Annotated in this window: 21 protein-coding genes and 1 riboswitch; of the genes, 15 read left to right on the top strand and 6 right to left on the bottom strand. The window is 72.0% G+C overall.

Going from position 1 to position 25,386, the window contains the following annotated elements; genetic code table 11:
* Positions 1-39: 39 nt before the first annotated feature.
* The 13 genes from AB0A69_RS19930 (at position 40) to AB0A69_RS19990 (ending at position 16,340) form a co-directional block, all read left to right on the top strand.
* Complete coding sequence (locus AB0A69_RS19930) at positions 40-966, top strand: hypothetical protein (RefSeq protein ID WP_361423287.1); 927 nt, start codon at positions 40-42, stop codon at positions 964-966.
* 118 nt (positions 967-1,084) lie between these two features.
* Positions 1,085-1,990, top strand: coding sequence for an ABC transporter ATP-binding protein (locus tag AB0A69_RS19935; RefSeq protein WP_361423290.1), 906 nt, complete (start codon positions 1,085-1,087; stop codon positions 1,988-1,990).
* Positions 1,987-2,787, top strand: a complete 801-nt coding sequence (locus tag AB0A69_RS19940; protein ID WP_361423293.1) for an ABC transporter permease — start codon at positions 1,987-1,989, stop codon at positions 2,785-2,787. The genes AB0A69_RS19935 and AB0A69_RS19940 overlap by 4 nt, the downstream gene beginning before the upstream one ends.
* 16 nt (positions 2,788-2,803) lie before the next feature.
* Positions 2,804-4,150 (top strand): sensor histidine kinase, encoded by a 1,347-nt coding sequence (locus AB0A69_RS19945; RefSeq protein ID WP_361423296.1) that lies wholly within the window; start codon positions 2,804-2,806, stop codon positions 4,148-4,150.
* Positions 4,143-4,811, top strand: a complete 669-nt coding sequence (locus AB0A69_RS19950; protein WP_361423299.1) for a response regulator transcription factor — start codon at positions 4,143-4,145, stop codon at positions 4,809-4,811. The genes AB0A69_RS19945 and AB0A69_RS19950 overlap by 8 nt, the downstream gene beginning before the upstream one ends.
* A gap of 219 nt (positions 4,812-5,030) precedes the next feature.
* A complete protein-coding gene (locus tag AB0A69_RS19955; protein WP_361423302.1) occupies positions 5,031-7,898 on the top strand; it encodes a PQQ-dependent sugar dehydrogenase in 2,868 nt (955 codons plus the stop codon).
* A 29-nt stretch (positions 7,899-7,927) separates the two neighbouring features.
* Positions 7,928-9,700 (top strand): lectin, encoded by a 1,773-nt coding sequence (locus AB0A69_RS19960; protein ID WP_361423305.1) that lies wholly within the window; start codon positions 7,928-7,930, stop codon positions 9,698-9,700.
* A 130-nt stretch (positions 9,701-9,830) separates the two neighbouring features.
* The gene (locus AB0A69_RS19965; protein ID WP_361423308.1) at positions 9,831-10,985 is read left to right on the top strand and encodes an acyltransferase; all 1,155 of its coding nucleotides are present in this window, start codon (positions 9,831-9,833) and stop codon (positions 10,983-10,985) included.
* 149 nt (positions 10,986-11,134) lie between these two features.
* Positions 11,135-12,637, top strand: a complete 1,503-nt coding sequence (locus tag AB0A69_RS19970) for a Y4yA family PLP-dependent enzyme (protein ID WP_361423311.1) — start codon at positions 11,135-11,137, stop codon at positions 12,635-12,637.
* On the top strand, positions 12,634-13,956 hold the full coding sequence (locus tag AB0A69_RS19975) for a pyridoxal-phosphate dependent enzyme (protein WP_361423314.1): 1,323 nt from the start codon (positions 12,634-12,636) through the stop codon (positions 13,954-13,956). Before AB0A69_RS19970 ends, AB0A69_RS19975 begins: the two co-directional genes overlap by 4 nt.
* Position 13,957: 1 nt before the next feature.
* Positions 13,958-15,172: an aminotransferase class V-fold PLP-dependent enzyme gene (locus AB0A69_RS19980; protein ID WP_361423317.1), complete on the top strand. Its 1,215-nt coding sequence runs from the start codon at positions 13,958-13,960 to the stop codon at positions 15,170-15,172.
* A 50-nt stretch (positions 15,173-15,222) separates the two neighbouring features.
* Positions 15,223-15,978, top strand: coding sequence for a class I SAM-dependent methyltransferase (locus AB0A69_RS19985; protein WP_361423320.1), 756 nt, complete (start codon positions 15,223-15,225; stop codon positions 15,976-15,978).
* 86 nt (positions 15,979-16,064) lie between these two features.
* The gene (locus AB0A69_RS19990; RefSeq protein ID WP_361423323.1) at positions 16,065-16,340 is read left to right on the top strand and encodes a hypothetical protein; all 276 of its coding nucleotides are present in this window, start codon (positions 16,065-16,067) and stop codon (positions 16,338-16,340) included.
* A gap of 7 nt (positions 16,341-16,347) precedes the next feature.
* Here the strand turns inward: AB0A69_RS19990 and AB0A69_RS19995 are convergent, their stop codons facing one another.
* Positions 16,348-17,106, bottom strand: a complete 759-nt coding sequence (locus tag AB0A69_RS19995; protein ID WP_361423326.1) for a LysM peptidoglycan-binding domain-containing protein — start codon at positions 17,104-17,106, stop codon at positions 16,348-16,350.
* A gap of 4 nt (positions 17,107-17,110) precedes the next feature.
* A riboswitch (cyclic di-AMP (ydaO/yuaA leader) is annotated at positions 17,111-17,281 on the bottom strand.
* Positions 17,282-17,893: 612 nt separating this feature from the next.
* Between AB0A69_RS19995 and AB0A69_RS20000 the strand changes: the two genes are divergently transcribed.
* Positions 17,894-19,339 carry a nucleobase:cation symporter-2 family protein gene (locus AB0A69_RS20000; RefSeq protein ID WP_361423329.1) on the top strand — a complete coding sequence of 482 codons (1,446 nt, stop codon included), beginning with the start codon at positions 17,894-17,896 and terminating at the stop codon, positions 19,337-19,339.
* Between the two features lie 149 nt (positions 19,340-19,488).
* On the opposite strand, the gene AB0A69_RS20005 is transcribed toward AB0A69_RS20000, so the two are convergent.
* Positions 19,489-20,205, bottom strand: a complete 717-nt coding sequence (locus AB0A69_RS20005; protein WP_361423332.1) for a transcriptional regulator — start codon at positions 20,203-20,205, stop codon at positions 19,489-19,491.
* Positions 20,206-20,413: 208 nt separating this feature from the next.
* On the opposite strand from AB0A69_RS20005, the gene AB0A69_RS20010 reads away from it, so the two are divergent.
* A complete protein-coding gene (locus AB0A69_RS20010; RefSeq protein WP_361423335.1) occupies positions 20,414-21,658 on the top strand; it encodes a Tm-1-like ATP-binding domain-containing protein in 1,245 nt (414 codons plus the stop codon).
* A 3-nt stretch (positions 21,659-21,661) separates the two neighbouring features.
* Here AB0A69_RS20010 and AB0A69_RS20015 read toward each other — a convergent pair whose 3' ends face one another.
* The 4 genes from AB0A69_RS20015 to AB0A69_RS20030 are packed head-to-tail and all read right to left on the bottom strand — an operon-like array spanning position 21,662 to position 25,311.
* Entirely contained in the window at positions 21,662-22,258 is a 597-nt protein-coding gene (locus AB0A69_RS20015; RefSeq protein WP_361423338.1) for an ATP/GTP-binding protein, read from the bottom strand.
* Entirely contained in the window at positions 22,245-22,610 is a 366-nt protein-coding gene (locus AB0A69_RS20020; protein WP_361423341.1) for a DUF742 domain-containing protein, read from the bottom strand. Before AB0A69_RS20020 ends, AB0A69_RS20015 begins: the two co-directional genes overlap by 14 nt.
* Entirely contained in the window at positions 22,607-23,014 is a 408-nt protein-coding gene (locus AB0A69_RS20025) for a roadblock/LC7 domain-containing protein (protein ID WP_361423344.1), read from the bottom strand. The genes AB0A69_RS20020 and AB0A69_RS20025 overlap by 4 nt, the downstream gene beginning before the upstream one ends.
* Positions 23,011-25,311, bottom strand: a complete 2,301-nt coding sequence (locus AB0A69_RS20030) for a nitrate- and nitrite sensing domain-containing protein (RefSeq protein ID WP_361423347.1) — start codon at positions 25,309-25,311, stop codon at positions 23,011-23,013. Before AB0A69_RS20030 ends, AB0A69_RS20025 begins: the two co-directional genes overlap by 4 nt.
* Positions 25,312-25,386 lie beyond the last annotated feature (75 nt).

Here is a 25,386-nt window from a genome sequence, read left to right on the forward strand (position 1 = left end):
GGGAATCATTCCGATCAGCCGGACCCGGGGGGACCATCCGTGTCACGTCACTCGCTCAGCCGCAGAAGACTGCTGGCCACCACCGCAGGCGCGGGCGCCGCGCTGGCGGCCGGCCCGGCGGCGGGCACCGCGTCGGCCGCCGACGCGCCGACGCCCAACCCGTACCAGCCGAAGCTCCCGCACCAGATCGAGGCCGAGACCCTCGTCGACTACCTGCGGCTGCGGCCCTGGAGCGACGGCGCCAACCGCTACAAGGCGGCGGGACGGTTCCCGGACGAGAACTCCGCTCTCACCTGGGGCGCGCCCGGCCACCCGGAGCAGTTCTCCGCGCTCGCCCAGTGCTCCTCGTTCCTCACCATGGTCCTGCAGCGCGCCTACGGCACCGGAACGGCGTACGACTGGGCCACCAGGGAGTACTTCGGCCAGTACTTCAAGACCGAGGCCGGGAAGTTCTACCCGACGGCCGAGAAGTTCCGCGAGGGCTTCGCGAACGCGGCGTCCATCCCGCACTTCACCGGCGTCACCAAGCCGGTGAACCTCCGGCCCGGAGACCTCGTCGCCTTCGACTACGACGCGGACGCCACCACCGAGCCGTACACGGGGCACATCGTCATGATCCGCGCCCGCAAGGGCACGCTGGCGTCCCCGGTCGACAGCCAGGTCGGCGACGGCGTCATCCCGTACGTCTTCGAGATCGTCGACTGCACCAGCGACCCGCACGGCAACCCGGCCGCCTCCGCGGGCGCCGAGGCGACCTACCGCGCCTTCCCCGACACCCGTATCGAGGAGGCGGCCGACGGCACGACGGGCTGGACGGAGCACGACGGCGTCGGCTACGGCCACATGGTCTTCTACGCGGACCCCACCACGAAGCTCTTCGCCGGCTACCGCTGGAGCGTCAACTCCTCGACCCCGCGCAAGGCGACCGACCGCCCGATCGCGGCGGCCCGCGTCCACCTGGGCTGAGCCGGCACACCACGCGGCCGGTACGGCGGGGTCGTACCGGCCGTCAACCGATCGGTTGACCGCCGGTCGAGCGCGATGGCCGATACCGCCGGCGGCCTCCGCGGACGAGTCTTGGGCCATGCCCATGATCGAGGTTCAGGACCTGCACAAGGCCTATGGCGACCGGAAGGCCGTCGACGGCGTCTCCTTCGCGGTCGAGGAGGGGGAGATCTTCGGGATCCTCGGCCCCAACGGCGCCGGGAAGACCACCACCGTCGAGTGCGTCGCGGGCCTGCGCGCCCCCGACACCGGAACCGTGCGGGTCGCGGGGCTCGACCCCGTCGCCCGCCACGAGCAGGTCACCCGGCTGCTCGGCGTCCAGCTCCAGCAGAGCGAGCTCCAGCCCAAGCTCACCGTCCGCGAGGCCCTCGGCCTGTACGCGTCCTTCTACGACCGCCCCGCCGACTGGCGCGTCCTGGTCGAACGGCTCGGCCTCGCAGATCAGTTGACGACGCGCTTCGGCAGGCTCTCCGGCGGACAGAAGCAGCGGCTGTTCGTCGCGCTCGCCCTCATCGGCAACCCGCGTGCCGTCATCCTCGACGAGCTCACCACCGGACTCGACCCGCACTCCCGGCGCGACACCTGGGCGCTGGTCGAGGACGTCCGGGCGCACGGCGTGACGGTCCTGCTCGTCACCCACTTCATGGAGGAGGCCCAGCGCCTCTGCGACCGGATCGCGGTCATCGACAGGGGCCGGGTCACCGCCCTCGACACCCCCGCCGGGCTCATCGACCGCAGCGCCGCCGCGCGGACCGTCTCCTTCGCCGCCGACACCCCCCTTGACCGCGCCGACCTGCTCGCCCTGCCGGGCGCGGCCGGCGTGGAGACCCGGGACGGCCGGACCGTCGTCACCGGCACCGACGCGACCGTCGACGCCTTCGTCCACCTCCTCGCCCGCCGCGCCGTGACCGCCCGCGGCCTGCGGATCTCCGAGGCCACCCTCGACGACGCCTACCTCGACCTCACGGGAGCCGACCAGTCATGAACGCCGCACCTGCACCTTCCCCTGCCCCCACCGCTGCGGCCCCCACCGCTGTCTCCGCCTCCGCCGCCCGGGCGGTCCTGCGCGCCGAGGTCCGCCTCTTCTCGCGCGAACCCGGCACCCTGTTCTGGGTGATGGCCGCGCCCACGGTGCTCCTCGTGGTCCTCGGCCTCATCCCCTCCTTCCGCGAGCCCTCCGCCGATCTCGGCGGTCGCCGGGTGATCGACCTCTACCTTCCCGTGGCCGTGCTCTTCGCCCTCATCATGGCCGGGATCCAGGCCATGCCGCCGGTCCTGGCCGGCTACCGGGAGCGCGGCATCCTGCGCCGGATGTCCACCACACCGGTCCGCCCGGCCGCCCTCCTCACCGCGCAGTTCGCCCTGCACGCCGCCGCCGTGCTGGTCTCCTGCCTCCTCGTCGTCGCGGCCGGGCGGCTCGTGTTCGACGTTCCCCTGCCGGGCGACATCCCCGGCTACGCCGTGGCGCTGCTGCTCGCCACGGCCGGCAGTCTCGCCCTCGGTGCGGCGGTCTGCGCGGTCTCCCGCACCCAGAAGGCCGCCACCGCGGTCGGCGCGGTCGTGGCCTTCCCGGCCATGTTCACCGCGGGCGTCTGGGTGCCGGTCCAGGTGATGCCCGGTACGCTGCGCGAGATCGTCGAGTGGACCCCGTACGGCGCCGCCTCCCGCGCGTTCGACGCGGCCGCGGGCGGTGCCTGGCCGGGGTGGGCGGTGTTCGGGGTGATGGCCCTGTGGGCGGTGGTCCCCGCCGGTGCGGCGGTCCGCTGGTTCCGCTGGGAGTGACGAGTCGGGGGGCGACGTGAGCACGAGCGTGAGCAGGGGCGGGACGACGCTCGAGGAGCGCTGGCAGCAGTTCTTCCGCTGGGGCCCGTACGGCCTCCTCACCGTCGCCACCCTCCTCGCCGCGGTCTGGGCCTCGGCCGAGGATGCGGCCATGGACGGGCCGGAGACGGCCGCCGCCGGCGCCCTGACCGGCGCCGCGCTCGCCCTCCAGCTCTGGTGGACCGCCCACCAGCGCGGGCTGCCCGCCGCCGTTCGCGTACCGGGGGAGGGCGGCGCATGCGCACGGCCCGTCCCGGTCACCCTCGTCCCGGGCGCTCCCAGCCCCGCCTCGACCGGCTACTTCCTCCTGCGCACCGCGCTCGCGTTCGCCCTCACCTGGCTCAACCCCTTCTTCGCCGTGTACGCCTCCGTCGGTTACTTCGACGCCGTCCACCTCCTGCCGGCCCGGCCCGCTCTGGCGCGGACCGGGCTGCTCGTCGTCGCCCTGACCATGGCCGGTTCCCAGTCCGGCGGGCTCCCGCCCGGATCCGCCCTCCAATGGATCGCCTTCGGCGGCCTGTTCGCCCTCAACGCCGGCCTCGCCATCGGCCTCGCCCACCTGGGCACCAAGGAGGCCGAGAAGGCCGCGGAGCGCGCCGCCACCATCGCCGAGCTCGCCCGTACCAACGCCCGCCTGGAGCAGGCCCTCGCCGAGAACGCCGTCCTGCAGGACCAACTCGTCCTTCAGGCCCGGGAAGCGGGTGTGGAGGACGAGCGGCGACGGCTCGCCGCCGAGATCCACGACACCATCGCCCAGGGCCTCACCGGGGTCATCGCCCAACTCCAGGCGGCCGACGCGCGCACCGACCCCGCACATGCCCGCGTGCACCTGCGCCGCGCGGCCGACCTCGCCCGGCACAGCCTCAGCGAGGCCCGCCGCTCCGTCCAGAACCTCAGCCCCGTCGCCCTGGAGCACGACACCCTTCCCGAGGCGCTGAAGAAGACCGTCACCGACTGGTCCGAACGCACCGGCATCACCGCCCGGTTCACCGTCACCGGCACCGAGGAACCCCTCCACGACGAGGTCGCGTCCACCCTCCTGCGGATCGCCCAGGAGGCTCTCGCCAACGCCGAACGGCACTCCGGCGCCTCCCGGGCCGGTGTCACCCTGTCGTACATGGGCGACGAGGTCACCCTGGACGTACGGGACGACGGAACCGGCTTCGACCCGGCCGCCGTCCCCTCCCGCAGCGGCACCGGCGGATTCGGCCTGGACGGGATGCGCGCCCGCGCCGAACGCCTCGCCGGCAGTCTCGTGTCGGAAACCGAACCCGGACAGGGCACCGCGATCAGCGCTCGCGTACCGTTGGCCCGCCATGAGTGAGATCACCCTCCTGATCGTCGATGACCACCCCGTCGTACGGGACGGCCTGCGCGGCATGTTCGACGCCGACCCCGACTTCCGGGTCCTCGGGGAGGCCGCCGACGGTGTGGAGGGCGTCGCGCTCGCCCAGCGCCTCGACCCGGACGTGATCCTGATGGACCTGCGCATGCCCGGCGGCAGCGGCGTCGAGGCCATCGCCGAGCTCACCCGGCGCGGCGCCCGCTCCCGGGTCCTCGTCCTCACCACGTACGACACCGACACCGACACGCTCCCCGCCATCGAGGCGGGCGCCACCGGCTACCTCCTCAAGGACGCCCCCCGCGAGGAGCTGTTCACCGCGGTCCGCGCCGCCGCCGAGGGCCGCACCGTGCTGTCCCCGGCCGTCGCGACCCGGCTCGTCACGCGCGTGCGCAACCCCGCCGCACCCGTCGACGCGTCCCTCTCCGCCCGGGAGCGGGAGGTCCTCGAACTCGTCGCGCAGGGCACCTCCAACCGCGGAATCGCCGTCGAGCTCTTCATCAGCGAAGCCACGGTGAAGACCCATCTGACGCACATCTACGGCAAGTTGGGCGTCAAGGACCGGGCCGCCGCGGTCGCCGCCGGATACGACCGGGGCATCCTGGGGCGCCGCCGAGGCGAGCCCGGAGCCGCCGAGCGGTGATCGCGGCGACCCCTGAGCGCTTTGTCCTGCGTGCGGAAGAAGTAGGGAATCCGCGTGCGAAAGGGGTTACGCGCCCGGACCAAGCCCGCTAACTTCCTTGAAATGCACCGGTCATGAGCCGACGGCCGGTGACCTTCGGCGCGACGGCGCGCGCCGGTGCTCCCCCGGCAGGCCCCTTCCCCGGCCTGCCGACCCCCACGGACACCCACGGGAGACTCTGTGCGCAGAAAACCGTTCCGGACGTTCGGTTCCTCAGGGTTACGGCAGGCCCCCGCCCTCCTCCTCACCGCGCTGCTCGCCGGCGCGTTCCTCGCCCCCGCCGGGCCGGCCACGGCGGCGCCACCCCCCGATGCGCCGGCGGCGGCCGCCGCAGCCGAGGAGTTCCAGCAGGTCACCCTCGCCAAGGGCGTCGCCGAAACGGGCGAACCCATGACCATGGCGGTGCTCCCCGACCGCTCGGTGCTGCACACCTCGCGCGACGGCACCCTCCGCCTCACCGACGCCGCGGGCACCACCAAGGTGTCGGGCAAGCTCGACGTCTACACCCACGACGAGGAGGGCCTCCAGGGCGTCGGCGTGGACCCCGCCTTCGCCGCCAACCGGTACGTCTACCTCTACTACGCGCCCAAGCTCACCACCCCGGCCGGTGACGCCCCGGCCGACGGCACCGCCGCCGACTTCGCCCCGTACGACGGCGTGAACCGGCTCTCCCGCTTCACCCTCAACACCGACGGCACTCTGAACAGCGCCAGCGAGAAGAAGATCCTCGACGTGCCCGCCAGCCGGGGCATCTGCTGCCACGTCGGCGGCGACATCGACTTCGACGCGCAGGGCAACCTGTACCTGTCGACCGGCGACGACTCCAACCCCTTCGCCTCCGACGGCTACACCCCGATCGACGAGCGCGCCTCACGCAACCCCGCGTACGACGCCCAGCGCTCCAGCGGCAACACCAACGACCTGCGCGGCAAGGTCCTGCGCATCAAGGTGGCCGCCGACGGCTCGTACACCATCCCGGCCGGCAACCTCTTCGCCCCCGGCACGGCGAAGACCCGCCCCGAGATCTACGCCATGGGCTTCCGCAACCCGTTCCGGATGAGCGTCGACAAGGCGACCGGCACCGTCTACCTCGGCGACTACGGACCGGACGCGGGCACCGCGAACCCCTCGCGCGGCCCCGCCGGACAGGTCGAGTTCAACCGCATCACCAAGGCCGGCAACTACGGCTGGCCCTACTGCGTCGGCAAGAACGCGGCCTACACCGACTACGACTTCGCCACCGGCACCTCCGGCGCGGCCTTCTCCTGCGCCGCCCCGAAGAACACCTCGCCCCGCAACACCGGCCTGACCGACCTGCCCCCCGCGCAGCCCGCGTGGATCCCGTACGACGGCGGCTCGGTCCCCGAGTTCGGCTCCGGCTCCGAGTCCCCCATGGGCGGCCCGGTCTACCGCTACGACGCCGCCTCCACCTCGCCCGTGAAGTTCCCGCAGAGCTACGACGGCAACTTCTTCGCCGGCGAGTTCGGCCGCAAGTGGATCAAGCGCATCGCCCAGACCGCCGACGGCACCGTCCAGTCCATCAACGCCTTCCCCTGGAGCGGCACCCAGGTGATGGACATGGCCTTCGGCCCCGACGGCGCCCTGTACGTCCTCGACTACGGCACCGGCTACTTCAACGGCGACGCGAACTCCGCGCTCTACCGCATCGAGCACATCACCGGAGGCCGCTCCCCGGTCGCCCAGGCCAAGGCCGACCGCACCTCCGGCAAGGCCCCGCTCACCGTGGCCTTCTCCTCGGCCGGCAGCTCCGATCCCGACGGCGACCCGCTCACCTACCGCTGGGCGTTCGGTGACGGTGCCACCTCGACCGCCGCGAACCCGTCCCACACGTACACGGCCAACGGCCAGTACACCGCCACCCTCACCGTCTCCGACTCCACGGGCCGCAGCGCGAGCGCCTCCGTCCAGGTGACCGTCGGCAACACGGCGCCCACCGTGAAGCTCGAACTGCCCGTGGACGGCCGGATCATCGACCCCGGGGCGGCGGTGCCCTTCAAGGTCACCGTGACCGACCCCGAGGACGGCACGATCGACTGCTCCAAGGTCAAGGTCACCTTCATCCTCGGCCACGACAGCCACGGCCACCCGCAGACCTCCGCGACCGGCTGCTCCGGCACCGTGCAGACCATCGCGGACGGCGAACACGACCCGAACGCCAACGTCTTCGGCGTCTGGGACGCCGAGTACACCGACAAGGGCGCGAACGGCCAGCCCGCCCTCACCAGCCACGACCAGCACATCAGCCAGCCCAGCCACCGCCAGGCCGAGCATTACGGTGCCTCCTCGGGCGTCCAGGTCGTCAGCCACGCCCCCGCCCACGGCGGCAAGACGGTCGGTTACATCGACAACGGCGACTGGATCTCCTTCACGCCGTACGCCCTCGACGACGCCGAGCGGTTCACCGCCCGCGTCTCCTCCGGCGGCGCGGGCGGCACCATCGAGGTGCGCGCCGGCTCACCCACCGGCACCCTGCTGGGCACGGTCACGGTGCCGGTCACCGGCGGCTGGGAGACCTTCCAGGAGGTCGGCACCCCGCTGACCAACCGGCCCGCCTCCACCACCACCCTCCACCTCGTCTTCAAGGGCGGCACGGGCGCGCTCTTCGACGTCGACGACTTCCACTTCACCACCCCCGGCACCGGTACCCGGACGGGTGAGGTGAAGGGCGTCAACGGCAAGTGCCTGGACGTGGCGGGTGGTTCGTCGGCAGACGGTACGCAGGTGCAGGTGTGGACCTGCACCGGTTCGACGGCGCAGAAGTGGACGGTGCCGGGTGACGGCTCGCTCCGGGCGCTCGGCAAGTGCCTGGACGTGAGCGGTGGCGGTACGGCGGACGGCACGAAGATCCAGCTGTGGACATGCAATGGCACCGGCGCCCAGAAGTGGCAGGCCCGTGCCGACGGGACGCTGCTCAACGCGCAGTCGGGCAAGTGCCTGGACGCCGAGGGAGCGACCTGGAACGACGGCACGAAGGTCCACCTGTGGACCTGCCACACCGGGGCCAACCAGAAGTGGACCCTGCCGTAACCGCCGTCCCTGAGAAGGAGGTGTCACACATGCGCAACACATTGACCAGGGTGGGCTGCTGGCTCGCCGGAGCCCTGCTGTGCACGGCCGCGGCACCCGCGCTCGTCGCGGCCCCCGCCGCCCTCCCCCGGGAAGCGGCCCCGGCCGCCCCCGTCCGGGAAGCGGTCGCCGCCGACCCCGCGTACAAGGTCCTCGTCTTCTCGAAGACGGCGGGCTTCCGCCACTCCTCCATCGACGAGGGCGTCACCGCCCTGCGCGAGCTCGGCGGCGCCCACAACTTCACGGTGGACGCGACCGAGGACGCCCAGGCGTTCACGACCGGCAACCTCGCCCAGTACAAGGCCGTCGTCTTCCTCTCCACCACCGGCGACGTCCTGAACGCCACGCAGCAGACCGCGTTCGAGGGGTACGTCCAGGGCGGGGGCGGCTACGTCGGCGTCCACGCGGCCGCCGACACCGAGTACGACTGGCCCTTCTACGCGGGCCTCGCCGGGGCGCTGTTCCACTCCCACCCGCACAACCAGACCGCCACCCTCAAGGTCGAGGACCGCGCCCACGACGCCACCGCCCACCTGGGCACGAGCTGGCAGCGGTTCGACGAGTGGTACAACTACCGCACCAACCCGCGGACCACCGCCCACGTCCTCGCCTCGCTCGACGAGTCGAGTTACACCGGCGGGAACATGGCCGGAGACCACCCGATCTCCTGGTGCAAGGACTACCAGGGCGGCCGCGCCTTCTACACCGGAGGCGGCCACACCGAGGCCTCCTACACCGAGCCGGCCTTCCGCCGGCACCTGCTCGGCGGCATCCGCTGGGCGGCGGGCATGACCGAGGCCGACTGCCGTCCCGAGTCCGGCTACACCGCGCTCTTCGACGGCTCGGGCACGACGGGCTGGCAGCAGGCGGGGCCCGGCTCCTTCGCCCTCGCCGACGGTACGCTCACCTCGCAGGGCGGCCTCGGCCTGCTGTGGTACTCCGGGAAGGAGTTCACCGGCGACTACTCCCTCAAGCTCGACTGGCGCATGACCGACGACGACAACTCCGGGGTCTTCGTCGGCTTCCCGGCGTCCGGCGACCCGTGGTCGGCCGTGAACAACGGCTACGAGATCCAGATCGACGCCACCGACACCCCCGACCGCACCACCGGCTCCGTCTACGGCTTCAAGTCGGCCGACACCGCCGTCCGCGACGCCGCGCTCAACCCGCCGGGGGAGTGGAACACGTACGAGATCCGCGTCACCGGTGAACGGCTGGAGGTCTTCCTCAACGGCCGCAAGATCAACGACTTCACCAACACCGACCCGGCCCGCAGCCTCCGCCAAGGCCACATCGGCCTGCAGAACCACGGCGACGGCGACCAGGTCTCGTTCCGCAACGTCCGGATCAAACCGACGGCCACCACACCTCCGCCCACCACCCGCACGGGTGAGGTGAAGGGCGTCAACGGCAAGTGCCTGGACGTGGCGGGGGGTTCGTCGGCGGACGGTACGCAGGTGCAGGTGTGGACCTGCACCGGTTCGACGGCGCAGAAGTGGACGGTGCCGACCGACGGCTCGCTCCGGGCGCTCGGCAAGTGCCTGGACGTGAGCGGTGGCGGTACGGCGGACGGCACGAAGATCCAGCTGTGGACGTGCAACGGTACCGGCGCCCAGAAGTGGCAGGCACAGGGCGACGGAACCGTACGCAACCCGCAGTCGGGCAAGTGCCTGGACGCCGAGGGAGCGACCTGGAACGACGGCACGAAGGTCCACCTGTGGACCTGCCACACCGGCCCCAACCAGAAGTGGACCCTGCCCTAGGAGCGGGACCGGCCCCGGGAGCCGTTCGACTCCCGGGGCCGCCTCGGGTAGCTGCTTACGTGTTCGAACCCGCTGGTACAGTCCTGGGGCTTCCTCCACCCCCGAGCGCCCACAGGAAGAACAGGACAACGTGAGCCAGGTCAGCACTCCCACGCAGCCGATCCCATGGGAGGCGCAGCCGCCGAGCGTCACCCCGGCCAAGGCCGCGGCAGCAGGGGGCCGTATATACGCGCTCGACGGACTGCGGCTGATCGCGGCGGTCGTCGTGATGCTCTTCCACTTCCTGGGAGTGGACGCGGCGCTCAAGGCCCACTGGGAGCAGTCCCCGAAGGTCTTCGCCCCCAACGCCTTCGGCGTGGCCGTGTACGGCCACTACGGCGTTCAGCTGTTCTTCCTCATCAGCGGCTTCGTCATCTGCATGTCGGCCTGGGGCCGTACTCCGCGCCAGTTCGTCAGCGCCCGCTTCGTACGGCTCTTCCCCGCCTACTGGGTCTCCGTCGTCGCCGTCGCGCTCCTGTGGCGCCTCCTGCCGGACGGCCAGCGGCGCGTGCCCAGTCTGAGCGAGTCGCTGGCCAACCTCACCATGATCCAGAAGGCTCTCGGCGCCCGGAACCTGGCCGGCGTGTACTGGACGCTGTGGGTGGAGCTCTGCTTCTACCTGCTGTTCCTCATCGTGGTGTGGAAGGGACTGACCTACGCCCGGGTCTCCTGGTTCGCCTGGCTCTGGCTGCTGGGCAGCACCCTCGTGCCGGGCAACAGCGATGTCGTTCCGCTGTACGAGATCTTCGCCTCCCCGGGGAACGCGCCGTTCTTCGTCGGCGGCATCGGCATGTACCTCCTGTACCGCTTCGGCCCCGACCTGCAGAGCGTCTGCCTGGTCGCGGCCAGCTGGCTGGTCGCCCAGTACGAGACCTACGTCAGCCTGCGGATCAAGGCCGCCGAGGCGAAAGCGGGCGCCTTCGTCGAGAATCCCTACATCGCCGTGGCCGTCATCACCGGCTGCTTCCTCATCGTCCTGGCCATCGCCCTGCACCTCCTCGACGGCGTCAAGTGGCGCTGGCTCGCCACCGCAGGAGCGCTCAGCTACCCGCTGTATCTCATCCACGCCGAGTTCGGCTGGGCCGTCATCCGCGTCCTCGACGACCGCATCGGCGTCTGGCCCACCGTGGTCGTCGCCTGCGTGTCCATGATGGTCGCGGCAGCGCTCCTCCACTGGTGTGCCGAGAAGCCCCTCGCCCGCCGGGTCCGTCGTGCCGTAGACCGCGTGGGCACGCGCCACGGCTGACGCGGCGGCCCCCCGGCGGTCACTTCCGGCAACAGCGCCGCCGAGCTCCATCCCCGCCCCCGCCGGGCGGCATAACCGGCGCCGACGTGGATAGGACCATATGGCCGACGTGACGGCCGTCGGCTTTCCTCGTCGGGAGGACTGCTGCCATGGGGCACGCCCCCTTGTTGTCGGACGACCCGCCCCTGTACCTGGAGCCGCGGCTGGCGCCCCTCGCGGCGGGGCTGCTGGAAGGGGGTGGGGCGTTTCTCCACGCGCTCGTCGACGCGCTCGGATCACCGCTCAACGTGGTGCTGCCCGACCAGATCGCCGAGAACGCCGAGCGCTTCCGCGACGTCTACCGGCACCACAGCCTCGGCGGGCGGATCTTCTTCGCCCACAAGACGAACCGGTCCAGCGCCCTGGTGCGGCGGCTCGCCGCGACCGGGCCCGGCGTGGGCGTCGACGTCGCCTCGCTCGGCGAGTTGCAGCACGCCCTCGGCGCCGGGTTCGGGCCCGACCGGATCGTGGCGACCGGGCCCAAGGACCCGGACTTCCTCTGGCTCGCCGTCCTCACGGGCGTCACCGTCAACGCCGACGGAGCCGAGGAGCTCGACCGGGCCGCCGCCCTGGTCCGTACGCACGGGTTACGCCGCGTCCGCGTGCTGCTGCGCCTGTCGGACTTCGCGACCGGCACCGGCGTCAGACGTCTGTCCCGCCGCAGCCGCTTCGGTACGCCCGCGGCCTCGCTGGACCGGCTGCTGGACACGGCCGAGCGTCACCGCGACCAACTGGAGCCCGTGGGCGTCGCGTACCACCTCGACACCACCAGCCCCGACGAGAAGGCCACCGCGCTCGCCGGCTGCCTGCACGCCATGGAGGAGTTGCACAAGCGGGGGTTCGGCCCGCGCGCCATCGACATCGGCGGCGGCTTCGGCGTCGGCTACCTCGCGCACGCCGACCAGTGGGAGCGGTACACCACGGCGCTCACCGACGCCGTCATGGGCCGTCGGCCGCCGCTCACCTGGGGCGGCCACGGCTACGGACTCCACGCAGAGAACGGCACCCTGCGCGGCTCGCTCGGCCTGTACCCGGCCCACCGCGAGGTCACCGGCGCCGCCTACCTCGACGAACTGCTCTCCCGCCCGGCCCCCGGCCTGGATCGCCCGCTCGGCACGCTGCTCCTGGAGAGCCTCCACGACCTGTACACCGAGCCCGGCAGGGCGCTGGCCGACCAGTGCGGGCTGTCGCTCGCCCGGGTGCTGGAGGTGCGCCGTACGGACGCGGGCGAGACCCTCGTACGCCTCGCGATGAACGCGGGCGACGTGAGCCTGGAGGACCACGGCGTCCTGATGGACCCCGTCCTGGTGCCCCGGGACCCCGCGCCCGCCGGTCCACCGGAACCCGTGGGCGTCCACCTCATGGGCAACCTCTGCCTGGAGGCGGACCTGATCACCCGAAGAACCGTTTTCCTGCCCCGGCTGCCGCGCCCCGGCGACCTGCTCGCCTTCGCCAACACCGCCGGCTACTGCATGGACTTCGGCGCCACCCGGGCGCAACGGCAGCCCGTGGCCCGCAAGGTCGCCGTCCACCGCGCCGACGACGGCTCCTGGCACTGGTGCCTCGACGAACAGTACTGGCCGCACACACCCCCTGGGGGACCACAGGCATGAGGTACGAGAGCATCACCGACGCCATCGGCGACACCCCGCTGGTCCGCATCGACCCGGCCGTGCACGGACTGCGCAGCATCGACCTCTACGCGAAGCTGGAGATGATGAACCCCTTCGGTTCGGTCAAGGACCGGGCCGCCTGGAACATGGTCCGCGACGGCCTCCCCGGGGCCCGGGAGCGCGGCGAGACGATCGTCGAACTCTCCAGCGGCAACACCGCCAAGGCGCTCGCCCTCATCGCGGGCATGCACGGCCTCGGGTTCAAGAGCGTCACCAACCGGATGCGCATACCCGAGATCAAGGACCTGCTCCTCCTGCTGGGCGCCGAGATCGAGGAGTTGCCCGGGCAGAGCGAGTGCCTCGACCCGACCGCCACCGACGACCCGCTCACCCTCTTCCACCAGCGGCTCGGCGCACCCGGCAGCGCCCACCTCCACACCGACCAGTACTTCAACACCCGCAACACCGAGGCGCACGCCCAGGGCACCGGCCCGGAGATCGTGGCCGACCTCGACGGCCGCGCCCCCGACTGGTTCATCGCCTGCGTGGGCACCGCCGGCTCCTCCTCGGGCGTGGCCCGGGCACTGCGGGCACACGCCCCGGGCGTCGGGATCGTGGGGCTCGTCGCCGAGAAGTCCGACTTCATCCCCGGCATCCGCACCATCGACGAGGTCCAGGAGGTCGGCCTGTTCGACCCGGCGACGTACGACACCCTCGACACGGTGGGCGCGGACGACGCCATCGACGGCATGCTGACGCTGGTCCGCCGCTGCGGCATCCTCGCCGGGCCCACCGGGGGTGCCGCCTACCACGGCGCCGTGCGCCACCTGCGGGCGCTCGACGCGGAGGGGGCCGGGGGCCGCCGCACGGCCGTCTTCATCGTCTGCGACCGTGTCGAGAGCTACCTCGGCTACGTCCGCAAGCGCCGGCCCGAGCTGTTCGGCCTGCCGCCGGCGAAGAACTCCGTGGCGACGCTCTCGGACGGCGAGGTGCGCTCGGCCACGGTCATCGACGTCGTCGACGCCCGCAAGTGGATCGCGGCGGAGAACCCCCTCGTGGTCGACCTGCGCGGCCCGTTCGCGTACGGAGCCCTCCACATCGACGGCTCCGTCAACATCGTCGACGAGCTCTTCGACGAACTGGTCCGCGGCGGCCTGCCGTTCAGCAAGAGCCGGCCCGTGCTGCTCGCCTGCCCCGTCGGGGAGAAGTCCGCCCGGTACGCGGCGCTGCTGACGCGCATGGGGCATCCGGACGTCCGGAGCCTCGCGGGCGGCATCATCGCGTGGCGTGACGCGGGCGCGCCCCTGGTGCGTGACTGACATGGCGCACGAGACGGGACACGACACCGAGGGCGACCTGAAGGAGCTGGCGGAGTGGCAGCGCCCGCTGCGCGCCCAGTTCCCCCAGATCGCGGCCCATCCCGAGTCGGCGTACCTGGACAGCGCGGCCACGGCCCAGAAGCCGCGGGCCGTCCTCGACGCCGCCCACACCTATCTGACCACCTCGAACGCGAACGCGGGCCGCGGTTCCTACCCGTGGGCCAACCACACCACCGCGCTGGTCGAGGGCGCCCGGGACCGGGTCAAGCGGTTCCTGGGCGACCCGGAGCCGGAGCGCTCGGCGGTGCACTTCACCAGCGGGGCCTCGGAGGGGCTGCGCACCGTCGCCCGCGACTGGCTGCCGGAGCTGCTCCGCGACGGTGACGAGATCGTGGTGCCGTTCGCCGACCACCAGGCCAACCTCGCGCCGTGGCGCGAGACGGAGCGGCTGCTCGCCCGGCAGGGCGTGCGGATACACCTGCGGGAGCTGCCGTACCAGGCGAGCTCGGGGGACTACGACCCCGAGGCGCTCGCCCGCGTGGTGGGCCCGCGCACCCGCTTCGTCGCGGCCACCCACGTGCACCACGTCTACGGCGCCGACATGAACGTCCACCGCGTTCGCGCGGTGGTCGGCCCCGACGTGCCGATCTGTCTGGACGCCGCCCAGAGCGTGGGCCACCTGCCCGTCTCGGTCGCCGAGCTCGACGTGGACTTCGTCGTCTTCTCCGGCCACAAGGCGCTGGCCCTGCCCGGCACGGGCGCGATCTGGACGCGCGGCCGGCGCGGTCCGGAGTTCCGGCCGGGCGGCTGGGAGGGCACCCCGAACACGGCCGGTGTCGTCAGCCTCACGGCGGCCCTCGACTGGCTGGAGGAGGCGGGCACGGACCGCATCGAACGGTGGACCGTGGCCCTGGCGGCCCGGCTGACCGACGGACTGGCCCGGATGGACGCCTACGAGGTGCTCGGCTGCCGCTCCAGCCTGGACGCCGCCTCCACGGTGCAGCGCCGCAGACACATCGTCACCTTCCGGCACCGCGGGATCGGCTCGCAGGACCTCGGCTTCATCCTCTACAGCCACGGCTTCATGGTGCGCTCCGACAGCCACTGCCAGGCGGGGACGGACCCGGAGGACGGCTCGGTGCGGATCAGCCTGCACGTGTACAACGCACCCGAGGAGATCGACGGGCTCCTCGCCACGCTCGCCAGTCTGCAATGATTTCCATGACCGTTTAGAGGTGTGGTGAGAAGGCAGGGGCGCGAGAGGACATGAGTGTCAGTACGGTGGCGGCCGCGCGATGGGTGGACCGCTGGGAGAGGCAGCAGCAGCGCTACGCGGTCGACCGCGAGGAGGCGTTCACCGTCATCGCCGACGTCGTCGAGGGCGTGACGGCGGAGCGGCGGGCGCCCTTCGTCCTCGACCTGGGCAGCGGGCCCGGCTCGCTGGCCGCGCGACTGGCCCGCCGCATGCCCCGCGCCCGGGTCGTGGCGGTCGACGCCGACCCGCGCCTGCTGGAGCTCGGCCGGGCCTACTACGGACCGGCCGTGCGGTACGTGGAGGCCGTCATCGGCGAGCCCGGCTGGCTCGACGCCGCCGGGACGGACGGGCCGGTGGACGCGGCCGTCTCCACGACGGCGCTGCACTACCTCAGCGAACGGACCCTGCGCCGGGTCTACCGCGACCTCGCCGGGCGGCTGCGCCCCGGCGGGGTCCTCGTCAACTGCGACCACATCTGTCCCGACTCCGCCAAGGTCGGCGAGCTGGCCCTGCACATCGGGCGGCGCCGGGCCGAGCGGGAACCGGCCGTCGCGGACGAGGACTGGGAGACCTGGTGGTCCGGGGTCGCCGCGGACCCGGAGCTGGCCGCCCTGTTCTCCGCCCACCGCCACCACCGGCACCCGCGCTGCGAGGGCAACGACCTGACCCTCTCCGGGCACCTCGCCCTGCTGCGCGAAGCGGGCTTCGAGGAGGCGGGAGCCGTCTGGCAGTTCGGCAACAACCACGTCCTCGTGGCCGTGCGCTGACCACGCGCCGTAGCGTCACGGCTCCTTCACGCAACCGCCCCGCCCCGCCGGTCGCGCGACCGGCGGAGCGGGGTCAGCATGGGAACGTGACATGGGCATCGTGGACGACGGTCCGGGTCTACGCCGGACGCGGTGGCGTGAGCACCGACACGGTCGGTGTCATCACCGGTGAACTCGACGTGCACACGACCTGGGTCGACGGCGAGGCGCGGGTGGCCGTGCAGCACAGCGGGGCCTCCGACTGGTTCCCGATGAGCGGCAGCCCCGTGCCGTGCTCGTCGGAGGAGGCCAGCCGCGTGCTGCACGACGCCGTCGTGGAAGCCGTACGGTCCGGCGGCGGGGCGACCGTCCCCCGTCAGTAGGCGCCCGTCAGTAGGCGCCGAAGACGTTGTCGATCGACCCGTACCGGTCGGCCGCGTAGTTGCAGGCCGCGGTGATGTTGGCGACCGGGTCGTACGGGTCGGTCGACGTGCCGGGCACGTGGTACGCCCGGAACGTCGGGTCGATGACCTGGAGCAGGCCCTTGGACGGGGTGCCCGCGGCGGCGTTGGAGTCCCAGTTGTTGATGGCCAGCGGGTTGCCCGAGGACTCGCGCATGATGTTGCGGTGAATCCCGTCGTACGAGCCGGGAATGCCGCGCTCGGCCATGATGGCGAGCGCTTCCTTGATCCAGCCGTCGAGGTTGTTCGCGTACGTCGCGGGCTTCGCGAGCGCCGGCCGCACGGTGGAGCGGCTGGCCCGCTCGGCGGCGGCGGGCGCGGCGGGCGCGGCCTTCGCCTTGGCCTTCGCGCCGATGGTGAGCTTCATGCCGGGGCGAATGAGCGACGGGTTGTCGCCGACCACCGACTTGTTGTCCTCGTACAGCTTCTTCCAGCCGCCGCTGACGCCACGGTCCGCCGCGATCTCGGAAAGGGTGTCACCCGCGACCACGGTATAGGTGGCGGGTTTCGCCGGGGCCTTTTCCACGGCCGCGGAAGGCACCGCGTTCGGCACCGCGTTCGGTGCCGCCTCGGCTGCGGTCGCGCCGAAGAGGGGAAGGGCGAGTGCGGCGCCGCCCGTGCCCGCGGCGGCGACACGGCGGGCGAGCGGATTGTTCTTGGGGCGGCGGTGCTTACCCTGTGCGGGCATGGCGGATTCCTCTCCGTCGCCTGCGAGGTGAGCTGTCGGGTTCGGGCTGGAGATGCCCGGCCGTATCCGCACGCGACCGCGTGCGCACATGACTTCACCCCAAGCCGTTCCGTATACACGGACCGGCGGCTTACCTGGTTCCCCCGCTCCTGCCGTACGTCGGTGGTGGGTGGGTGCGGTTTCCGGACGGCGGCAGGATTCGGCGGTCCGACCGGATTGCGGTGACGGTAAGCGAGAGCCTCGGGCCGGAACAAGTCGTGAAGAGCGCACGCGCGATTACGGAAATGCCATGAAGGGAGTTCTGCCGGAAAGTCAATTCCCTGTCCCAGCAGGGGAAATGCGGTGCGGAGGACGTGCACCCCGAATAACGGGAGGTGAGTCATGTCACGGCGCGAGCAAATCGCCCTCGGGGTCGCCTTATCGGAGAACCGAGGCGAGTCGGACGAACATGTGTGAAACCAGAGATGTTCGGGCGAAAGGTGCGTCTTGTGGGGCGGGGGAGCGGTGAGTGTCGTGCCGGTTACTCGCGAGGAACGTCCGACGTCAACTAAGGTGAGCGCCCCGATCGGCTCCACCTGCGGATCTCATGCGCAAGGCGGCTTCGCCATGCCGATCGAAGGAAAGTCCTCCAACCAGGACGCACATCTCAGTGCAGGGCGACGTGGTGTCGGCAACTCCGCCAGACGTCGGCTCCGTACGGGCCGGCGAGGCCTCGTCCTGACACATTCCGGGCTCCGAGGCGTCGGCTCCTCTCTCATTCACCTACCTCTCGTAAGGCAAGGCAGAGATGGCACGAGTCTCCCGACGGCACTCCGGGACGCAGACGCATCCCGTCGACGAACTGCTCCCCCTCCCGCAGCTCACGCTCTACGGCTTCCAGCACATCCTCGCGTTCTACGCGGCGGCCGTCATCGTCCCCGTACTCCTCGGCAACGCCCTCGGGCTCTCCGACGAGCAGCTGGTCCACCTGGTCAACGCGGACCTGCTCACCTGTGGCATCGCCACGATCATCCAGGCGCTCGGGGTCTGGCGGATCGGTGCGCGCCTGCCCCTGGTGCAGGGCGTGACCTTCACCGCCGTCTCCCCCATGGTCGCGATCGGCATAGGCGCGGGCGGTGGTACCGCCGGTCTGCTGGTCGTCTACGGCGCGGTCATCACGGCCGGCATCGCCACGTTCCTCTTCGCGCCGTTCGTCGGCCGGCTGGTGAAGTACTTCCCGCCCGTCGTCATCGGCACGATCCTCACCATCATCGGCATCACGCTGATCCCGGTGGGCCTCCAGAACGCCGCCGGCGGCTCCCACCTCATCGGCGACCCCGCGTACGGCTCCGGGAAGAACCTCGCCTACGCGCTCGGCACCCTGCTCCTGATCCTGGTCGTGGTCCGGCTCGGCAAGCCGTTCCTCGGCAGCCTCGCCGTGCTCATCGGGCTCGTCGTGGGGACGGCCGTCGCCTGGCTCCTGGGGGACGCACACTTCGACGCGGTGGCGGACGCCGACTGGTTCGGCGTCACCACGCCCTTCCACTACGGCATGCCGCAGTTCGAGCTGCTGCCCATCATCGCCATGGTCGTCGTCATGCTGATCACGATGGTGGAGACGACCGGCGACGTGTACGCCATCGGCGAGATCTCCCGGAAGAAGGTCGACAGCGACACCGTCACGCGCGCGCTGCGGGCCGACGGCGTCTCCACGATGCTGGGCGGAATATTCAACTCTTTCCCTTATGTGGCATTCGCGGAGAACATCGGACTCGTCCGCATGTCCAAGGTGGTGAGCCGCTTCGTGGTGGTGGCCGCCGGTGTCTTCATGATCCTGCTGGGGCTCCTGCCGAAGGCCGGCAGCCTGGTCGCCGCGATCCCGCACCCCGTGCTCGGCGGCGCGGCGATCTCGATGTTCGGCATGGTCGCGGCGGTCGGCATCCAGATCCTCGCCAAGGTGGACCTGCGCGAGGAGCGCAACGCCATCATCCTGGCGGTGAGCCTCGGCGCGGCGATGCTGCCCACGACGGTCAAGCCGTTCTTCGAGCGCATGCCGGACGACGTACGGGCGGTGCTGGACAGCGGCATTACGCTGGGTGGTCTCACCGCCCTCGTGCTGAACCTGTTCTTCAACGCGTTCACGCGGCGCAAGGCGATGGAGATCGACTGGGAGGACTACGAGGACGAGACCCCGCCCGCCGGGCCCACCCACCCCGCCGCCCAGTCGGCCCCCGGCGCCGGCGCGTGGCGCTGAGCCCTTCTCGCGACGGCGCGACAGCGCAGCGCGGCAGGACGACCGACGGCCCCCGGACATCCGGGGGCCGTCGGCCGTCCTGCGCCTCCTGCGCCTCCTGCGCCTCCTGCGCCTCCTGCGCCTCCTGCGCCTCCTGCGCCTCCTGCGCCTCAGAAGCCGCGCGGCGGCGGCTCGTCGCCCACCTCGCCGATCAGCTCCCAGAAGTGGTCCACGAGCCGGTGCAGGAACGCCGAGCGCTCCGCGGCGACCTCCTTCAGCCGGGAGTCGTCGTTGCGGGCCATCAGGTGGCCCATGTACCGCTCGGCGAACCCCGCGAACTCCGTGTGCATCGTGCGCAGGGCGTCGCCCACCGAGGTCTCGTCGACGACGACGATCTCCGCGACGGGCGTCACGTACGCCTTCCAGCGTCCCTCGATGGCCGTACGCAGCAGCCCGGCCAGCTCCTCGTCGCGGCCCATGATGCTCACCAGCCTGCGCAGGGACAGCCCCAGGGCCTCCACCAGAGCCCTGGTCTGCCGGATGTCGCCGTCCCAGCGGTGCGCCGCCTCCGCCGCCCGGTACGCGGCGGGGTCCATGCCGATCCGGTCCGCCAGCCGCTCCACGCTCAGCTGCCGGGCCAGCCGGTGTTCCGCCAGCGTGCGCGGCTCGATCCCCATGAGCGCGGTGGCGGGGCACCACAGCACGTCGGCGAGGGCGAAGAGGTGGGTTTCCGAGGGGAGATGGGAGCCCTGTTCCCAGGCGGCGATCAGGTCCGGGTGGACGGGAACACCGCACGCCGCCATGGACTGGGCCACCTGTGAGGTCGTCAGGCCCATCCGGGCTCGCGCCGCTCTGGCCTCTCGGGGGGAGAAGGGAGTGCTGTACACGAAGGACACCTAAGGGAGTGGATGAACATCCAGGAGCGGGCAGGCTAACAGATGCTCCAGTGGTAGGAAGCGTCAACTTCCCTTAGATCGCAAGGCGATATGGCTTTGTAGGCTTTCGTTCGATGGTCGAACGTTTCCGGTCGGTAGTCGGACGGCGACGGTGCGGGCGGTCTTGCCGCGAGGGGTCCGCCGGCTGGAAAGTACGGTCATGACGATGGTCGTACTGGTGGGGACCCTGGACACCAAAGGGCTGGAGTACGGATGGCTGCGCGAGCGGCTGCTACGGCGGGGCGTGGACGTCCTGGTCGTCGACACGGGGGTGGCCGGATCCCCGCGGATACCCGCCGACGTGGAGCGCGCCGAGGTGGCCCGGGCCGCCGGCGTGGACCTGGAGGCGCTCCGCGCCCGGGGCGACCGCGGCGCGGCCGTGACGGCGATGGCCAGGGGCGCCGAGGCGACCGTCCTGCGGCTCCACCGCGAGGGGCGGCTGCACGGCGTGCTGGCCATCGGCGGCAGCGGCGGCACCTCCATCGCCACCCGCGCGATGCGCGCCCTGCCGCTCGGGGTGCCGAAGGTGATGGTCTCCTCGATGGCGGCGGGCGACGTCTCGCCGTACGTCGGTTCCAGCGACATCACCATGATGTACAGCGTGGTCGACATCGCCGGGGTGAACCGGGTCTCGGCCCCGATCCTCGCGAACGCCGCCGACGCGGTCGCCGGCATGGCCGAGGGCTTCGCGGCGGCCTCCCGGGCGCTGGTCCCCGCCGAGTGGGGCGCGGACGGCGGCGCGCCGCTGGTCGCGGCGAGCATGGCGGGGGTGACCACCCCGGGCGTCGACGCGGCCCGCGAGCGGATGACGGACCTCGGCTACGAGGTCCTCGTGTTCCACGCCAGCGGCGCCGGTGGCCGCACCCTCGAAGCGCTGGCCGGGCAGCGGCTGTTCGCCGGCGTCCTGGACCTGACGGTCTGCGAGCTCGCCGACGACCTGTGCGGCGGCATCCTCACCGCCGGGCCGGACCGGCTCGCCGCCGCCGGGCGGGCCGGCGTGCCGCAGGTGGTGAGCCCGGGCGCGCTCGACATGGTGAAGTTCGGCCCCGTGGACACCGTCCCGGCGCGGATGCGCGACCGGCACGTCCACGTACACAACCCGTCCATCACGGTGGTGCGGACGACGGAGGAGGAGTGCGCCGAACTGGGCCGCCGCGTCGCGGTCAAACTGCGCGCCGCCACCGGCCCGACCGCCCTGTGCCTGCCGCTGCGCGGGCTGTCCACGCTGGGTGCGCCGGGCGGGCCGTACCACGACCCGGCCGCCGACAAGGCGCTCTTCGACGCCCTGCGGGACGGCGTGCGGGGCAGCGCGGTCGAGGTCGTCGAGGTGGACACGCACCTCAACGACCCGTCGTTCGGCCGCGCCGCCTCCGAGCTGCTGCACCGGATGATCGGCGGCCGGTGAACCTCAGACGAGGGTCTCCGACTTGGCGATGAGCAGGTCCATGAGCGAGAGCAGCGTCTCGCGCACGTCGCCCCGGCGCCGCGCGTCCAGCAGGAGGACGGGGGTGCCGGGGTCGCGCAGCCGCAGCGCCGCCTTGATCTCCTCGGCGGTGTACGGCTGTTCGCCGTGGAAGCAGTTCGCGCCGACCACGAAGGGCAGCCCGCGGCTCTCGAAGAAGTCGACGGCCGCGAAACTGCGCTCCAGGCGCCGGGTGTCGACGAGGACGACCGCGCCGAGCGCGCCGTTCAGCAGGTCGTCCCACATGAACCAGAAGCGCTCCTGGCCCGGCGTACCGAAGAGGTAGAGGACGACACCGGCGTCGGTGAGCGTGATCCGGCCGAAGTCCATCGCGACGGTCGTCACGGCCTTCGACTCGACGCCCGCGAGGTCGTCGACGCCGATCCCCGCGGCCGTCAGCCGCTCCTCGGTGCGCAGCGGCTCGATCTCGGAGACCGTCTCGACCAGGGTCGTCTTGCCCACGCCGAAGCCCCCGGCGATGAGGATCTTGACGGGGGCCGCTTCCGGGAACGAGTCCGGGGAGGAGGAGTCAGATACGGGCAAGGTTGTCCCTGATTCTCATGAGCAGGCGGGTGTTGGTGGTCTCGGACTCCTCCAGGGGCGGCCGGTGGTGGACCAGCCCGCGGTCCGCGAGTTCCCCGAGGAGCAGCGTCGTCGGAGTCAGGCGCATGTGCATCCGGGCGGCGATCTCCGCGACCGCCAGACCGTTCGGCGGCGGGCACATGGCCAAGACGGCCTGCCACTCCGTGGGCAGGCCGCTCCGCGCGTCCGCGGCGGCCGCCGCCGTGATGGTGGTGTCCATGGTCAGGGCGGTGTGCGGAGCGGCCGTACGGCCGTCGGTGAGGGCGTACAGCCGCGTCCGCCGGCGGCCCGCGTCCTGCGGCTCGTCCGTCATGACGATGTGGGCGCCTGGGTGCGTTCCGGTGTGCCCAGCCACTCCCCGAGCGCCTGCGCGGTACGCACCGCCTCACCGCCCAGCTCGCCCAGTCGCGCCTTGCGGGAGGTCACGACGATGAGCGTGCTGCCCTCGCCGCACCCGACGATGCACAGGTACCGGTCGTCCATCTCGACCAGCTGGCGGATGACCCGGCCGCCGTCGATCTCCCGGGAGATCGCCTTCATCGTGGCGGCGATGCCGGAGGACGCCGCGGCGACGCGCTCGGCCTGGGGCCGGTCCAGCAGGTAGGCGCTGAGTTTGATGCCGTCGTTGGAGAGGAGCACGGCGCCCTGGATGCCGGCGATCCGGCTCAGGTTGTTGTCCAGGACGCTGTAGATCATGTCGTTCGATGCCGTCGTCATGGCTGATCCCGTCGGAGCTCTTGTTCGACTTGCTGGGTTCCGTGTTCGTAGTCCGACCAGGCGTCGGCCACTTCCTCGGGGGTCGCCGTGTCGGGGGCGACCGTTGCTTCGGGTGCGCGCGGTTCGAGCAGCTGCCGCGCCATGTGCGTCTGGGGGACGCGCTCGGGCAGCGGCGGCCGCGCGCCGCCCTGCCGCGGTGCCGGCACGCTCTCCCGCGGCGGGTCCTCGGAGGCGCCCCGCGCCCGCACCGGAAGCCGGTCCTGTCTGCGGCGCACCGGCAGGCCGGCCTCGCCGACGTGCAGCACCAGCTCGGGCTTGCGCTCCTCGACGCGCTCCTCCGCGCGGCGCGGCTCGGGCCGCTGTGGCACGGGCACGGGCGCCGGCCGCCGTACGGGGCCGGGCTCGGGTTCGGTCGGGACGAGGTGCTCGGCCGGGATGATCACCACCGCCGACGTGCCGCCGTACACGGACCTGCGCAGGGTGACCCGGGCCCCGAGCTGGTCGGCGAGGTGCCCGACCACGAACAGGCCCAGCCGGTGGGCGTTCTCGGCGAGGACGGCGTACGGCGGCGCCGAGTGCAGGCGCCCGTTCATCTCCTCGTACGCCGCCGGCGTGACGCGCGGCCCCCGGTCCTCGATCTCGACCGACAGCCCGTCGGCGACGAGTTCGGCCCGGATGACGACCTTCGACCGCGGCGGGGAGAACCGGGTGGCGTTGTCCAGCAGCTCCGCCAGCAGGTGGCTGATCTGGCTGATCACCCGCGGTTCCACGCTGATCTCGTCCAGCGCCTGCCGCTCGATCCGCCGGAAGTCCTCGACCTCGGCGGCCGCCTCGCGCAGCAGGTCGGCGACGCGCATGGGCTCGGTGTGCGGGTCGGGGATCTCGCCGCCCGCCAGGATGAGCAGGTTCTCGATCTGCCGCCGCATGCCGACCGTCAGCTGGTCGGACCGCATCAGCTGGGCCAGTAGGGTCTCGTCGTGACCGAAGGTGTCCTGCAGCTCCTCGGTCAGGGTCAGCTGACGGCTGACCAGGTTCCCGGTGCGCGAGGCGATGCCCGAGGCGAACATGCCGAAGCCGTGGCGCTCCGCCGCGAGCTGCCGGTGCCCGTCCACGGAGACCTCGACGACCCGTGCGAACGCGTCGCTGATCCGCCCCACTTCGTCCTGGTCCCCGCTGATGCGGGGCAGGGCGTCGGCGTCGACCGGCCGGCCGCGCTGGAGCCGGGCCACGACGTCCGGCAGCGTCCGCTCGGCGACGGTCACGGTGCTCTCGTGCAGCCGCCTCAGGCGCCGCAGCACCGTACGGGTGGTGAAGGCGACACCGGCCGCGACCACCAGCAGCGCGCCCGAGCTGCCCGCGATCAGCCAGGCGACCTCGGTCTCCAGCTCGTCCGCCTTGGCGTTGGCGTGGGCGAGCAGCGCCCGTGAACGCTCGGCGTTCAGCGCGTTCAGTTCCGGGGCCCATTTCGCGTGCGCGGCCCGCCACCCGCTCACCTCGCGGGGCAGTTTCACGCCGAAGTCGAGGTCCTTGTGGTCGGACATGACCGCGTTCTCGATACGGCCCTTGGTCTGCCAGGCGTCCGAACCGACGAGCTGCGTGTAGAGCTCGTTCTCGTCGGGGGCCAGGTACGGCACGACCCAAGTGTCGTAAAGGTAGCGGTGGGCGCCGACGGCGTTGACGAAGTCGGAGAAGCGGGTGTTGCTCAACTCCCGGGAGGGGCCCGCCAGCGCGAGGAGCGTGTCCTGCCGCGCCATCATCTCCGACGCCGAGAACATGGTGACGACCACCCGGCTCTCCAGCGTCAGCTCGGCGTCCTCCGTGTGGCTGAACTCGTCCTGGTAGAAGCGGATCATCTGGCCGATCACGCCGCTGTAGTAGACGATCACGCTGTCGGCGGTGCCGCTGCGGATGTCGGTGCGTTCCCGGTAGGCGCCCAGGTCGTCCAGACCCTCCGTCACCTCCTGCAGCCGGCGTTGGGCCTGCTCGGAGCGCGCGCCCCCGTCCGCCGTGGCGGCCCGGCGGAACACCTCCGCCGCCCGGTCGGTGGCCGCCCGCTGCCGGCGCAGCTCGGCCTCCGCCGGGGAGGTGCCCGCCCACCGCTCGGCGGTCATCGCCCGCTCGGCCTGCATCTCGACCATCAGCTCGAACAGGGGGGTGCCGATCCGCTCACCGGCCGCCACGTCGGCGCGCAGATGGTGCGACTGGGCCAGCAGGCGGTCCGCGGTGATGGCGACCTGCGTGCCCATCGCCACGGTGGGCACCACCGCGAGGGCGATGAGGAGGGTGCGCAGGCGCACGGGGCGCCGCCGACGAGGCTTCGGCTGGGGGCGGGGACCTTCGGGTTCTATGGGAGACATCCGTCCTCGGAGCGG

Source organism: Streptomyces sp. NPDC045431, from assembly GCF_040646655.1.
Taxonomy (GTDB): domain Bacteria; phylum Actinomycetota; class Actinomycetes; order Streptomycetales; family Streptomycetaceae; genus Streptomyces.

Excerpts from the sequence above, each read along its gene's own strand:
- AB0A69_RS19935 (WP_361423290.1), top strand. The coding sequence starts at position 1,085 with ATGCCCATGATCGAGGTTCAGGACCTGCACAAGGCCTATGGCGACCGG.
- AB0A69_RS19940 (WP_361423293.1), top strand. The coding sequence starts at position 1,987 with ATGAACGCCGCACCTGCACCTTCCCCTGCCCCCACCGCTGCGGCCCCC.
- AB0A69_RS19950 (WP_361423299.1), top strand. The coding sequence starts at position 4,143 with ATGAGTGAGATCACCCTCCTGATCGTCGATGACCACCCCGTCGTACGG.
- AB0A69_RS19960 (WP_361423305.1), top strand. The coding sequence starts at position 7,928 with ATGCGCAACACATTGACCAGGGTGGGCTGCTGGCTCGCCGGAGCCCTG.
- AB0A69_RS19970 (WP_361423311.1), top strand. The coding sequence starts at position 11,135 with ATGGGGCACGCCCCCTTGTTGTCGGACGACCCGCCCCTGTACCTGGAG.
- AB0A69_RS19975 (WP_361423314.1), top strand. The coding sequence starts at position 12,634 with ATGAGGTACGAGAGCATCACCGACGCCATCGGCGACACCCCGCTGGTC.
- AB0A69_RS19980 (WP_361423317.1), top strand. The coding sequence starts at position 13,958 with ATGGCGCACGAGACGGGACACGACACCGAGGGCGACCTGAAGGAGCTG.
- AB0A69_RS19985 (WP_361423320.1), top strand. The coding sequence starts at position 15,223 with ATGAGTGTCAGTACGGTGGCGGCCGCGCGATGGGTGGACCGCTGGGAG.
- AB0A69_RS19995 (WP_361423326.1), bottom strand. The coding sequence starts at position 17,106 with ATGCCCGCACAGGGTAAGCACCGCCGCCCCAAGAACAATCCGCTCGCC.
- AB0A69_RS20000 (WP_361423329.1), top strand. The coding sequence starts at position 17,894 with ATGGCACGAGTCTCCCGACGGCACTCCGGGACGCAGACGCATCCCGTC.
- AB0A69_RS20010 (WP_361423335.1), top strand. The coding sequence starts at position 20,414 with ATGACGATGGTCGTACTGGTGGGGACCCTGGACACCAAAGGGCTGGAG.
- AB0A69_RS20020 (WP_361423341.1), bottom strand. The coding sequence starts at position 22,610 with ATGACGGACGAGCCGCAGGACGCGGGCCGCCGGCGGACGCGGCTGTAC.
- AB0A69_RS20025 (WP_361423344.1), bottom strand. The coding sequence starts at position 23,014 with ATGACGACGGCATCGAACGACATGATCTACAGCGTCCTGGACAACAAC.